Origin of the sequence: Clostridium sp. (genome assembly GCF_047718555.1) — a bacterium.
In the GTDB taxonomy this organism is placed as follows: domain Bacteria; phylum Bacillota; class Clostridia; order Clostridiales; family Clostridiaceae; genus Clostridium_I.
On sequence record NZ_JBDNRK010000001.1, the window covers coordinates 148,074 to 161,904 of the forward strand.

Annotated in this window: 14 protein-coding genes, 1 tRNA gene and 1 riboswitch; of the genes, 2 read left to right on the forward strand and 13 right to left on the reverse strand. The window is 29.6% G+C overall.

All coding sequences use genetic code 11. The features are described from left to right. Positions 1–84 precede the first annotated feature (84 nt). From ABF633_RS00585 to polA, 8 genes are all read right to left on the reverse strand, one after another. Complete coding sequence (locus tag ABF633_RS00585; protein ID WP_415520987.1) at positions 85–219, reverse strand: hypothetical protein; 135 nt, start codon at positions 217–219, stop codon at positions 85–87. After that, on the reverse strand, positions 212–472 hold the full coding sequence (locus tag ABF633_RS00590; RefSeq protein ID WP_415520988.1) for a hypothetical protein: 261 nt from the start codon (positions 470–472) through the stop codon (positions 212–214). Before ABF633_RS00590 ends, ABF633_RS00585 begins: the two co-directional genes overlap by 8 nt. A gap of 136 nt (positions 473–608) precedes the next feature. After that, a complete protein-coding gene (locus ABF633_RS00595; protein WP_415520990.1) occupies positions 609–2,213 on the reverse strand; it encodes a recombinase family protein in 1,605 nt (534 codons plus the stop codon). A gap of 72 nt (positions 2,214–2,285) precedes the next feature. Then, a tRNA-Leu gene (locus ABF633_RS00600) sits at positions 2,286–2,371 on the reverse strand. Between the two features lie 313 nt (positions 2,372–2,684). Beyond that, positions 2,685–3,482 carry an HAD family hydrolase gene (locus ABF633_RS00605; protein WP_415520992.1) on the reverse strand — a complete coding sequence of 266 codons (798 nt, stop codon included), beginning with the start codon at positions 3,480–3,482 and terminating at the stop codon, positions 2,685–2,687. Positions 3,483–3,938: 456 nt separating this feature from the next. Then, positions 3,939–4,493: a lytic transglycosylase domain-containing protein gene (locus tag ABF633_RS00610; protein ID WP_415520994.1), complete on the reverse strand. Its 555-nt coding sequence runs from the start codon at positions 4,491–4,493 to the stop codon at positions 3,939–3,941. A 9-nt stretch (positions 4,494–4,502) separates the two neighbouring features. Beyond that, on the reverse strand, positions 4,503–5,099 hold the full coding sequence (gene coaE, locus ABF633_RS00615) for a dephospho-CoA kinase (protein ID WP_415520996.1): 597 nt from the start codon (positions 5,097–5,099) through the stop codon (positions 4,503–4,505). A gap of 27 nt (positions 5,100–5,126) precedes the next feature. Then, on the reverse strand, positions 5,127–7,739 hold the full coding sequence (gene polA, locus ABF633_RS00620) for a DNA polymerase I (RefSeq protein ID WP_415520998.1): 2,613 nt from the start codon (positions 7,737–7,739) through the stop codon (positions 5,127–5,129). Positions 7,740–8,023: 284 nt separating this feature from the next. On the opposite strand from polA, the gene ABF633_RS00625 reads away from it, so the two are divergent. Then, positions 8,024–8,671, forward strand: a complete 648-nt coding sequence (locus ABF633_RS00625) for a DUF6483 family protein (protein ID WP_415521000.1) — start codon at positions 8,024–8,026, stop codon at positions 8,669–8,671. Positions 8,672–8,800: 129 nt separating this feature from the next. Here the strand turns inward: ABF633_RS00625 and ABF633_RS00630 are convergent, their stop codons facing one another. From ABF633_RS00630 to trhA, 4 genes are all read right to left on the reverse strand, one after another. After that, a complete protein-coding gene (locus ABF633_RS00630) occupies positions 8,801–9,700 on the reverse strand; it encodes a fumarylacetoacetate hydrolase family protein (protein WP_415521002.1) in 900 nt (299 codons plus the stop codon). A 66-nt stretch (positions 9,701–9,766) separates the two neighbouring features. Next, complete coding sequence (gene crcB / locus ABF633_RS00635) at positions 9,767–10,126, reverse strand: fluoride efflux transporter CrcB (RefSeq protein ID WP_415521004.1); 360 nt, start codon at positions 10,124–10,126, stop codon at positions 9,767–9,769. Between the two features lie 22 nt (positions 10,127–10,148). Beyond that, positions 10,149–10,565 carry a fluoride efflux transporter FluC gene (locus ABF633_RS00640; protein ID WP_415521005.1) on the reverse strand — a complete coding sequence of 139 codons (417 nt, stop codon included), beginning with the start codon at positions 10,563–10,565 and terminating at the stop codon, positions 10,149–10,151. A gap of 64 nt (positions 10,566–10,629) precedes the next feature. Continuing rightward, positions 10,630–10,690, reverse strand: a riboswitch (Fluoride riboswitch). Between the two features lie 76 nt (positions 10,691–10,766). Then, positions 10,767–11,417 (reverse strand): PAQR family membrane homeostasis protein TrhA, encoded by a 651-nt coding sequence (gene trhA, locus ABF633_RS00645; protein WP_415521007.1) that lies wholly within the window; start codon positions 11,415–11,417, stop codon positions 10,767–10,769. Positions 11,418–11,688: 271 nt separating this feature from the next. Here trhA and ABF633_RS00650 point away from each other — a divergent pair, with 271 nt between their 5' ends. Beyond that, on the forward strand, positions 11,689–12,291 hold the full coding sequence (locus tag ABF633_RS00650) for a DUF1836 domain-containing protein (protein ID WP_415521009.1): 603 nt from the start codon (positions 11,689–11,691) through the stop codon (positions 12,289–12,291). Positions 12,292–12,403: 112 nt separating this feature from the next. On the opposite strand, the gene purD is transcribed toward ABF633_RS00650, so the two are convergent. Next, positions 12,404–13,654 (reverse strand): phosphoribosylamine--glycine ligase, encoded by a 1,251-nt coding sequence (gene purD, locus ABF633_RS00655; protein WP_415521011.1) that lies wholly within the window; start codon positions 13,652–13,654, stop codon positions 12,404–12,406. Between the last annotated feature and the right edge of the window lie 177 nt (positions 13,655–13,831).

Sequence of the window (13,831 nt, forward strand, 5' to 3'; positions counted from 1 at the left end):
AAAAGTGCACACCCCATCCTAAAAATGCACACCACTACCTCCATTATACCAAGGGATGTGCAAGATTCACATAGCTGACCTTCATTATAAATCAAATTTAAATACTGTTCCACCAGAGCCAGTATCCAATAGAATATCGTTAAGTATTACTTCCTTACCCTTATAGTTTAGTTTTACATTACAAAACGGTAGCCCATATTTCAATTGAAGTTCAACCATTTTTTCGTACTCCAATCCAGCTTCTTTCTTCTATAGATAGTTCCTTATTATTTGTACTGTAAACATATAACTCTCTATTTTTATCCTTTTTACGCTTTTCAGCATATTCTTTCAATGCGTCATTTCCTTTTTCAAAAACATTGACAACTGAAAGATCATCAACAACTCTTTTTCCTGCTTCAGAATGTGCCTCTAAAGCTTCGAATAATATCCATTTTTCAGAATAGATTTTTCTTACTTCTTCCCATTTCATTCAAAACACTCCTCTCAAGCAAGCTTTCTCATTACTGTCTACAGTATATCACATATTAATTAATTTCCTAGATACATTTTACAACCTAAAACTATGCAGTTCCATATTAGTATATTCTTCCTAAATACATTTATCATTAGCTATTTACTTTAGTAAAAATATCAAACAAGCTTGCATTCTTTTCCAATGGATTATTCAGTTTTACTTGAAAGCCTAACATCCCATCTTTATTGTCTTTTATTGAAATTTTATTAATCAATATTTGTATATCCTCATTATTAATTTCCTGTTTTTCTAAAATTTTGTCTAACAAAACTATCATATGTTTTAGTAATAGCTTTGCATCTTTACTTATTTTATTAATATCTACTAAGCTATCTATTTGTTTTTCTAATAATAAAATTTTTTCACTGTTCTCTTTTGTCAGTTCTTTAAACAAATCTTCTGTAATTAAATTTCTCGCAAGCTGTTTAGCATACTCTTTTATTTCATTTTTAAAATTTGTTACTTCATATTGTATTTTATAAATTTCCTTAGAATAATTGATTTTTTCATCATCAAAATTTTCAATAAAATCAGCTATTTCAAAAACATTTTTCTTCACAATATTCTTCACACTTTTTAAATAATTACATAACATAATATCTATATCTTTTTCTTTTATCCTATGAGAAGAACAAACATTATTTCCATATCTGTGATAAGCATTGCACACATACTCAACATATTTTTTGTCATTATAAGATCGATTCTTAGCTACAAAACTAGCTCCACAATCTCCACATATTAATAATCCTGCGTATTTGTGCCTTCTTAAGTTTTGAATGTTTTTATCCTTATTATTCGATTTATTTTTCTTTATATCTTGAACTTTTCCCCATATCTCATCTGTTATTATAGATGGATAAAATCCCTTGTGAATAATATGTTCTTCTCTTGGTAATCTTTTCTTATATCTATAAATTACGGATCTTTCTGATACTCCACATCTTAAAATCCCTATATAAGCTTCATTTTCAAGTATTGTTGAAATAGTTCTATCACTCCATAGATCTTTTCCAATCCATTTTTTCCCTGGTTGATATACTTTACCATATATTTGTTTCTGATACCAAGATGGCGTGTGAATACCCTGTAAAGTCAATAACAAAGCTATTTTTTTTATTCCATTACCATCAATATATAAATTATATATTTTTCTCACAATTTCAGCACATTCATGATTTATTTCTATTTCCTTTGTTTTTATATCTTTCTTGTATCCAAATGGTGGTATTATAACTAATCCATCCTTTTGCTTTTGTTTAAAACCAGCTTTTATTTTTTTACTGATATCTTCAACATATTGTTCATTTAACATTTGTTTAAAGTTAATTAGCATGTAATCATTATCATTAAAATTATCAAAACCTTCTGTTATAGATATAACCCTGACATTTAATCGCCTTAGATATTCTAAAAAAATTGAAGAATAAACCTTGTTTCTTCCTATTCTTGATAAATCCTTAGTAAGAACAATATCTACCTCTCCATTTTCTACTTCTTTTATTAATTCTTCTATTCCTTTTCTATTAAAATTCGTTCCTGATACATTATTATCCTCAAAAATTTTAATTAAATTATATCCATTGTTTTCTGCATAATCTGTAAGAATCCTCTTTTGATTTTGTAGTGAATTTTGATTTTTATCTCCATCATTAGATAATCTAACATATCCATAGGCTCTTCTTTTACTACTCATTTCTCCTCCAAAAAAATAAAATCACAGAATAAGCATTATTATATGCATATTTCATGATTTTATTATACATTTTGGTGCGAGAGACGGGATTTGAACCCGTACACCCTATGGACACTACCCCCTCAAAGTAGCCTGTCTGCCAGTTCCAGCACTCTCGCTTATATTAAATTTCCTATGATTTTTACTAATAACAACTATCTTAATTACATAGTCTGTCCGCCTACTGTAAACAACCATGGTATAAATTATATTATATAGATTTACTTTAGTCAATAGTTTTTTATCTATGGGATTAATTTTCAAAGCCTAACTAGATCATAGTTAATAAAGCATACAATATCTTTGCACATAAAATTAACTACTATGGAAATAATTTTTTCAACTTAAAAGACTAATTATTTTTATTGTGCAGTATTTATAAATGGTTTTCTAGGTTACATACAGAATTGAAGATTATAATCAATATCAATTTCATATATTTCTATCTAATATAAATTTTTCTATACCTACTGCTATTCCATCATTTTCAACTTCATCGGTTACTTCTTTAGCATAATTTTTCACTTGGTCACTAGCATTTCCCATAGCAATTCCACACCCAACTGTTTTTAGCATTTCTATATCATTTTTACCGTCTCCAAAGGCATAGCTATTATTTATTGGAATGTTTAAATGCTCTAATACTTTTATTATTCCAGATGCTTTTGTGTCTTTTTTAGAATAAAATTCAAAAACGTTAGGTGAGGAATTATGAATATAATCATATTCTTCATTTTCCAGTGATAGACAATAGTCTGTCCCTTCTTTATTTTTACACAACATTTCTATCTTATAGGTAGCGATATCATCAATATTATATTCACTTTTTATATATTTCCTAGGTATATAGAAACTATCATAATATGAATATAACTCTCTATACTTTTCCTTTATATATGAATATACTTCTCCTTGCAATATATATTGGACATCAAATTTTTCAAAGTCATAAATTAATTTCTTTACAAAATTTTTATTAATTTGTTGTTTATATATTGATTTGTTTTCAACTATTACTTGTGCTCCATTGGTGAGTACAAAGCCATCAAAACCAAAGTCTAGTAGTTCTTTATATATAAATGCATAGGGTCTACCTGTTGCAATAAAAACATAATTTCCTTCATTCTGTAATGTCTTAATACATTTTTTTACTCTTGGACTAATTTCATTTATACCCTTTAAGCAGTCTATTAATGTTCCGTCTATATCAAAAAATATTGCTTTCTTCATAATTCTTCCCCTTTATTATTTATTTAGTTATAAAAAAATAAATAGTAAGTCAAAAATAGATCCGCGTTCTAACTAGTTATTTACCAACCCTATCTAAAATTATACCATATTATTCTATGTAATCAATTACAAAAATATTTTAATTGAAGCATTTTATAAATAATAAATTATTTAATCTTGAAGGTATAATTCCATTTAATTTATCCACAAGTAAGCTTCATTGATATCCTGAAAAATTCACTTGAAATTTAAAAATGAGCTTCAATACTTTATATTTCAGTATTAAAGTTCATCTTTAAGTTATTTATCCGATGACTAGTCGCTGTAATACTCCAACCTTTAAAGGTGAAGATAACAGCGACACGTCCCTGGATAATTCATCTAAACTTGAAGGGAGTACAAACTCCCTCCAAGTAAGATTCATTGATAATATTAATTTAAAAGCTTCTTTTCAAACTACTCATTACTATACAGCCACTTATATATGTTATAATTCACCCTTATTTTCTTTACATACTTGTCTGTCTCTGGGAATGGTATATAATGAAGATTTTTTCCATCTTTTGAATGTTCCATATTGTTTAACCAGGACTTAACGTTTCCTCTGCCGCCATTATAAGCAGCTGCTACCAAATCCCAAGTACTGAATTCTTGCTTTAGATTATTTAAGTACCAGCATCCCATTCTTATGTTATATTCAGGATCATAGAGCTTTTCAGTGCTAAAATCTTTGAGGCCCATTTTTTCCGCTGCCCACGTTCCTGTTTCCGGAGTTATTTGCATTATTCCATAGGCATTTTTATTTGATTTAGCATTTGGATTATAATTGCTTTCTGTTTTTGCAATAGCTGCCACATAATAGGGATCTAAATTATACTTACTAGAATATTCATATATATATTTAGAATATTTTATAGGATAATAATGTCTACCTATTGTTTTTACATTTAATGCTGCTATAATAATTATCACTACTACTATAAATGTAAGCAGCAAACTTTTTCCTCTCATTCTTTCCTCCTATAATATATCTAGCGATGTCAACAATTTTTTAACCTGAGTCTCAGTATAATCTATATCAACACTGGTATCTATTACAATATCTACATGCTTCTTCTTTTCATCTAAGGGCATCTGTGCATTTATTCTGTTCATTACCTGATCTAAACTCATCTTATCTCTGTCCATAACTCTTTTAATTTGAGTCTCCTTGTCAACCCATACTAAAACATTAATATCCATATCATTATTTATACCTGTTTCAATTAAAATTGGAGCATCTAGAATACATATATTTTCTTTTAGATCCTCATATAGCTTCATATGCTTAAATATATCCTTTTTTATATAGGGCATTATAATTTCCTCTAGTCTCTTTCTTTTAATTTCCGAGGTAAATACGTAATCTCCTAATTTTCTTCTTAAGAGCCTTCCGTCTTCATCAAAAAACTCACTGCCGAATTCATTTTTTATCTCCTCCAATAGTTCAGGATACAGATTTAAAACTTCTCTTGCAACAACATCCGCATCTATCACTGGAATAGATCTTTCCTTAAACATTCTGGCCACAGTACTCTTTCCACTTCCAATACCGCCTGTAAGTCCTACCTTTAACATAACCCATCATCCTCAATTCTTAATTCATTATTTTGCTTCGTACCATGTTTCCCCTATATTTATATCTACTTCTAATGGAACCTTTAATTCTATTGCATTTTCCATTTCATCCTTAACCAGTTTTTTTACTTTCTCTAGTTCATCCTTATATACGTTCAAAATAAGTTCATCATGAACCTGAAGTATAATAGTGCTCTTTAATTTTTCCTTCCTAAGTCTTTCATATACCTTTACCATTGCAAGTTTAATTATATCTGCTGCACTTCCCTGTATAGGGGTATTCATGGCAAGTCTTTCACCAAAGGAAGCTACCATTTTATTTCTTGCCTTTATTTCTGGAATATATCTTCTTCTATTTAATATAGTTGTAACATATAGTTCTTCCTTTGCCTTAACAACAATATCTTCCAGATATTTTTTTACATTAGGATATCTTGCAAAATAGGTATCTATATATTCTTTCGCTTTACTTTTTGTTATTTTAAGGTCTTGTGCAAGACTAAAATCTCCTATGCCGTAAACTATACCAAAATTAACTGCCTTTGCATTACTTCTCATAAGTGGTGTCACCTGTTCAATTGGCACATTAAATACCTCTGATGCAGTTTTAGTGTGTATATCACTATGATGTTTAAAGGCGTTTATTAGATTTTCATCATCGGCAATATGAGCAAGCACTCTTAGTTCTATTTGCGAATAATCTCCAGACAAAATTACACATTCAGAACTGTCAGGTATGAATACTTTCCTTATCTCTCTTCCCATTTCATGTTTTATAGGTATATTCTGAAGGTTAGGTTCTGTACTTGAAAGTCTTCCCGTAGTTGTAACTGTTTGATTAAAGCTAGAGTGTATTTTATCATCCACATCAATAACAGTTTTTAAACCCTCCACATAAGTAGAATACAATTTTGTAAGCTGTCTATAATAAGTTATTTTATCTATAATAGGATGCTTATCCCTTAACTTTTCCAGTACTTCTGCATTGGTGGAATAACCTGTTTTTGTCTTTTTAACCACAGGTAAATCAAGCTTTTCAAATAAAATTTTACCAAGCTGCTTTGGAGAGCTTATATTAAACTCCTCTCCAGAAATACTATAGATTTCCTCCCGAGTCTGCTGTATTTTTTCACTGAATTGCTCTCCCAATTCATTAAGCTTTACCCTGTCAACCTTAAAGCCCCTACCTTCCATAGCAGAAAGTACTTCTATTAATGGTTCTTCCACAGTGTAAAATAGTTCTTCCATATTTAAAAGTTTAATCTTTGCACTTAAATCTTCATATATAGCTTTTAGATATTGCACTTCTTTTACTCTAAGGAGCTCATCTTCATCCTTTATATCTATATTTAAGCTATCCCTTATTAAGCCATTTAATTTATATTCGCTTTTAGCGGGGTCAATAAGATAAGCCGCTATTTTTGTGTCAAAAATCAGCCCCTTTAATGAAATGCCTATTTTATCAAGTATAGTATAAGATATTTTAGCATCATGAATTATTTTATCTATTTCTTCATTCTCAAAAACCGATTTTAAAATTAGTTTCAATTCCTCTGAGTCAGTTTTAAAAATCTGATCATAGTCAATTATATAGTTTTTATCCTGTAGATTCACATATATTTTCTTTATAGCACTTTTAGAATATACATTCTCATTCTCATTTTCAAACAGAAGATACATAGTGTCTTTTGATGAAGAGGCCAGACTTTTAATTCCTTCTATGGTATCCACCACTTTATAATCCACTTTTACTTCAATTACATCCTCTTCCTGCTCTGAATCAGGAATTTTATTCATGAGACTTTTGAATTCAAGCTTTAAAAACATTTCCCTTACAGCTTTTACATCAAAACTGTCTTTTGATTTTATAGCCTCTAAATCTATTTCTATTGGAACACTGGTAATTATAGTTGCCAACTTCTTACTGAATACTGCCTGTTCCCTATACTCCATGAGATTTTCCTTAATCTTTTTTCCACTTATATTTTCTATGTTCATAAGAACATTTTCCACACTGCCATATTCTTTTATAAGCTTAAGAGCCGTTTTTTCTCCAATGCCAGGTACTCCAGGAATGTTGTCTGAGCTGTCACCCATAAGTCCTTTTACATCTATAAACTGCTTAGGAGTAACACCATAGTCCTGAAGCATTCTGGCCTTATCATAAATTTCCTTTTCCGTCATACCCTTTTTATTTATAACTATCTTTACATTATCCTCTGCCAGTTGAAGTGCATCTCTATCCCCTGTAACTATATAAACTTCTATTCCACGATCTCTTGAAAAGGAAGCCAGGGTTCCTATCAAATCGTCTGCTTCAAATCCCTCAATTTCAAATATGTTTATAGCCAGCTTTTCTAGAAGTTCCTTAACTACTGGAAATTGTTCTGCAAGCTCTGGCGGCATTTTCTTCCTTCCAGCCTTATAATCTTTGTACTCCTTATGTCTAAAAGTAGGAGCTTTTTTATCAAAGGTTGTGACTATGTAATCAGGCTTTAATTCCTCTCTCATTTTAAATAACATATTTATAAAACCATAAATAGCATTTGTATTTAAGCCCTCTGCATTATTAAGGGCAGGTATTGCATAGAAAGCTCTGTTCATAAGACTATTGCCATCTAATATAAGCAATCTTTCCATAATTTAATCACTTCTCCAATCCAGGATTTCATTTATTTAAATAAAACTCAGGCATAAGGAAATAAGCTAACATACTGATTAGTTATTTATTTGAATATACCTTGGCATAATACTAAAGTATATATTATCACATTTATTATGTATAACAAAGCTACGAATAGTCAGATATAACATATTCCATAAAATTCACAGTATATTTATTTTACAAATTAAGCATATTCATTATAATATTTATTATAGACCATAATACAATAAATAAAAACTTAGAAATCGAGGTGTTATACTTGATAAAAGATGACTATAGTGCTAAAATCTCCCAAGAATTCCTTTCTCTTGTAAAGCAGATAAAAAATTTAAAAACCTTAAAATTGGAAGCTTTCTCTCTAATTGATACAGCTTTCAAAAGATTTCTTGGATTTAGTTCAAGTTTTGTAAATTCTGTTTCTGAAAAAGATTTACTAAATCTTATGAAAAAAAATGATGAAATTCAAGGGATACAATGTGCCATTGCTGCTGCACTTCTATTTGAAGAGGGGAATATTTTTTATAACGAAGAAAAATATAATGAAGCCTATTTCAGATATTCAAAGGCTTTTAATTTAGTTTCAGCTATATTTACACTAAAGCTGGAGTGTGAATTAGAAGGCTATAAAGAGCTCTCACTGGAAATTGGTGATGCTGTTGAAAACTTTGAGACCACATCAGAAGATAAGAAAAAACTCTTTAATTTTTATAAATCTTTAGGAGCATTTTCTAAAGCCGAAGATCATCTATATGAACTTGTAAAAGATGCTGATAACAAAGATTTTACAGAGAATGAACTTAAAGAATTTTACTTGGAACTTCTAAACAAAAGTAATGAGGATTTAATAAAAGGTAATCTTCCAAGAAATGAAATTTTAGAAGCTCTGAATACTTATGAAAATAATTAAAATAAGCTATCCTAAAATGTACTAATATGCACTTTAGAGATAGCCTTATTATTTTTCTATGCTTATAAAAATCAAACTGCAAATTTAGTAAAAATTTTTTATACTAGTATCTTAATTAGTTATTCTATTTTAAATTTCCACCACTTTATTTTTCAAGCTGCCTATATTCTCAATAAAACATTCTACTATATCTCCATCTTTAAGTACCTTTACAGGATCAAAGCCCATACCCACTCCACTAGGTGTGCCTGTAGCTATTATGTCTCCTGCTTTTAAAGTTAGCCCTTTGGACAAATCACTTATGATATATGGTATATTAAAAATAAGCTTTTTAGTATTAGAATTCTGTCTTAATTCATCATTTACTTTAGAGCCTATGTTTAGTTCCACAGGAAATGGTATTTCACTTTTGTGTACAATAGCAGGTCCCATAGGACAGAAAGTATCCAAACTTTTTCCTTTAAACCACTGAGTATGTTTTCCTTGAAGATCTCTAGCTGAAATATCATTTACTATAGTATAGCCAAATATATAATCCTCTGCCTCTTCTTCTTTTATGTTTGAACCATCTTTTCCTATTATAATAGCAAGTTCAGCTTCATAATCTACCTGCTGCGTAACCTTTGTAGAAAATTTTATACTATCACCTTGTCCTATAGCCGGAGAGGCAACCTTAGTAAAATATATAGGATTCTCTGGCACATCTGTTCCTGTTATCCTAGTTATTTTAACCTCTTTTGCATGCTCTACATAATTTTTTCCAAGACAAAATACATTTCTTTCAGGATATGGTATAGGCGCAGATATTTTTACACTGCTCAAGGCAATATTAGACAAATTATCTCTCTTTAAAAATTCATTTATTTTCTCTAACTTATTACCATCTGCATATCTAATAAATTCTATCATAGTTTTAGGTTGATTTTCTTCTCCAATATTTTTAAATATGTACTGAAAATCTACAATATAATCATCCTTTAAGACTCCTATACTTTCCTGTCCTTCTTTTACATAAGTAACGAATCTCATTTTTTGTCCTCCCCATAATAAATAGTTAATCTCAATATATAATATTATATCAGATTCTTATATTTTTTATATATTTAGTCTCCCTAAGCTATATCCTGCAAAATAGCCTATTATCCCTATTATAAGAGAAATAGCTATATAAAATACAGCATTGAGTTTTTTATTATTATTGAACAGCGAAAATCCCTCATACATAAATGTAGAAAAAGTTGTATAGGCCCCTAAAAAACCATCACCAAGAAAACTATATATTTGATTATTTGGATTTTTTGCAGTAAGAAATCCTAGTAAAAAGGCACCTGTTATATTTATTAGAAAAGTTCCTGTAGGAAATCTACTTTTAGATTTTGCAGATACCATTTTACCTAATTTATATCTAGATAGACTTCCAAAAATTCCACCTAATCCAACTAATATATATTCCATTTAAAAACCTCCATTTCCTATCTTATAATGCCTTATATTCCTCTGTGATCTCTTCATTCTTCTTTCCAATGAATTTTGATATTGTAGTAGCAGCATATATAGCTATAACACTTAATAACAAGGATAAGAAAATATACATGGAAGCAGAATAGTATTCTCCTTTTGCAATTAAATTAATCTCCTCTTTGCACAGAGAAGAGAAAGTAGTATAAGTACCTAATAGTCCAGTAGTAATACCCAGTTTAACTTCCTCTTTTATCTTATATCTCTCCATAGTAACACCAAATATAAGTGCTAAAAAGAAGCTGCCAGTTACATTAATAATAAGTGTATTTATAGGTATTTGCCCGTTATAGTTTTCAAATTTTATATTTTTTATGGCAAACCTCAGTATAGCTCCCAAAAAACCAAAACAACCTACATATATGTATTTTTTCAAGTTAAATTCTCCCTTCTAAATTTAAAATTAGCTGAACGTACAAAAAACTCCTACAGATATTAAAGAACCTGTAGGAGTCATCAGCATTCAAGCATTTAAAGGCGAACTCCATCACCTATGAATTATATTATAACACTTTTTCTATAATACTGAAAAGCTGTTTTTGTTTCAAAACCATTTTTTTATATAAGTTAAATTTTGTTACATGATACTTACATACTTAAGTACAAGCCAATAATGACAGAAGCTTCCTATCAGTACAAAAATATGAAATATTTCATGAGAACCAAAATATTTATTTTTCATCTTTGGAAGTTGAAGACCATATATTATACCGCCTATAGTATAGGAGATTCCACCTACTACAAGCCAAGTTAGAGCAATACCAGTGAGTACTTTTGCCAGAGGAAAAATTGCTACAATTACAAGCCAACCCATGAATATGTAAAAGAACGTTGAAAGCCATCTAGGTGCGTTAAACCAAAAATTCTTAACCAGTATACCAAATATAGCTAGGCACCATATTATAGCCAATATAGTCAGCCCTAATTTTCCTCTTAACGCTATTAAACAAATAGGTGTATAGCTGCCTGCAATCAAAACATATATCATAGAATGATCTATTCTTCTCAGTACTTTAATTACCTTTTGTGAGGCAGAAACTAAATGATAAACAGAACTTGCACTATAAAGCAATATCAAACTTACACCAAATACAACAAAAGCAGTTATATGAGCCAAATTATTTAACCTTAAAGTATAATTAATTAAGATAATAAGCCCCACTATAGAAATACCTACTCCAAATAAATGTGTTAATCCACTAACGGGTTCTCTAAACTTTGCAAACACAGCACTCACTCCTTTATATTTATATATTCATAACATAGTTTTTAATACTATATATTATTATATTATTATTGTAGTTGTATTATACTTATATTTCAATACCCTTTATAGATAATATAGTCAAATTTTATAGACTTTATATCTTATTATCTCCATAAATCTAATTTTTTTATTATATTTTCTTTAATTAATAAGTAATGTAAATATAGAATTCTGTTTATAAAACCTAGCTTCATAGTAATAAATACTATATAATAGACTAGAGGTGATTTACTTGGACGCAAATAACGATAAAAACTTAGATGCCCTTGTTTCTGAACTTACTGAGTTTAATGAACTAACTCTTGATGATATACCAAATATTGATTTATACATGGATCAGGTGACAACTTTATTTGAAAATAAACTCCATCCTCTTAAAAGAAATGAAGAAGATAAGATAATGACTAAGACCATGATCAATAACTATGCTAAAGCTAAAATTTTTCCTCCTGTAAAGAGTAAAAAATATACTAAGGAACAGATAATCTTATTATCTATGATATATAATTTAAAGCAAAGCCTCTCTTTAGCTGATATAGGAAAAGTTTTTAATCCGCTATTAGAAGATATGCAAAAAGATAATAAAGAACTTATCTCTATAGAAAATTTGTATGATACTTTTTTGGAAATTAAAAGAGAAAATGAAAATAAATTTAGTGAATACTTCTATACACTTTTAGATAGATCCAAAAATAAATTAAAAAATAAAAACAACGGTGATAATAGTAAAAATGAATTAGTACTCATGGTTCTGTCCCTTATAGCAGAAGCCAATATGAACATACGTATGTCAGAAAAAATAATAGACAATTTTTTTAACACAGCAAAAAAATAGTATTCAGAAGTTATTCTGAATACTATTTTTCAATTTTAACCTAATATGCTATCCATCTCCTTCCTATAGAGGATTGGAGATGGATAGCACATCAAATAATTGATATTCTATCTTATCTATATAGTGTACCTATATCTTTTCTAAAATACATACCATCAAAACTTACATTTTTTATATCTGCATAAGTATTCTTAATAGCTTCTTCTACTGTGTCTCCAGTAGATACAATTGACATAACTCTTCCTCCAGAAGTTTTTAAGGAGTCGTCTTCGTATTTAGCTCCTGCTACAAATACTTTATTTTCTGCTTCTTTAATATCAATAACTTTACCTGTATCATAACTTCCCGGATAGCCCTTAGAAGCTAGTACTACACAACAAGCACCACCTTTTTTCCACTTAATTTCAACGTCCTTAAGCTTTCCATCTATTGCAGCAAGTACAATTTCAGTGAAATCACTTTCTAAAAGTGACAATACTGCCTGAGTTTCAGGGTCACCCATTCTTACATTGTATTCCAGTAAATATGTACCTTTTTTAGTAATCATGAGGCCAAAGAAGATAACACCACAATAATCCATATGTTCTTCTTTTATTCCACAAAGAGTAGGTTTTAACATGGTTTCATTAAATTCCTTCAGTACACGTTCATTGCAATAAGGATTTGGTACAATCGCTCCCATACCTCCAGTATTAGGACCCTTATCTTCATCAAAAATCTGCTTATGATCCTTAGCTGATATAAAAGGTACTATAACATTACCATCTGTAACAGAAAGAATAGAAGCTTCTACTCCATCAAGGAATTCTTCCATAACTACCTTTTTACCGGAACCCTTAAATACATCATTTACCATAAAGTCCTTTAGTGTATTCTGCGCTTCTTCAGCTGTAGCACATATAACTACACCTTTACCTGCAGCCAGGCCATCAGCTTTAATAACTATTGGATAAGGACATTTTTCAGTATAGTTAAGAGCTTCCTCTACTCTATCAAAAACCTCATAAGCTGCTGTTTTAACTCCGTACTTTTTCATAAATTCTTTAGCGAAAGCCTTACTTCCTTCAAGCTCTGCCGCAGCTTTTGATGGCCCAAATATCTTTAATCCATTTTCCTTAAATACATCTACAATGCCTTCCACCAGCTTTGCTTCTGGTCCCACAAAAGTTAAATCTACATTTTCTTTTTTTGCAAAGGTAAGTAATTCATCTATAGTATCTAAATTTACATTGACACACTTATTCTCAAGATGAGTACCGCCATTTCCTGGTGCACAATAGATCTTGTCAACAATAGGACTTAATGCCATCTTCCATGCTATAGCATGTTCTCTACCACCATTTCCAATAACTAATATTTTCAAATTCTCACTTCCTCTACGTTAATAAAAAATAATACTTAATTGGAAAAATCACACCCCAGAGGTGCAATATTTTCCAGTACAGCGAAGAAAAAGCATTCTTCACTGTTAAAAGTTACAAAGTAACCATTAATTAATGATTAATATAATGTAAAAATTCATTTTATATTATTACACTTC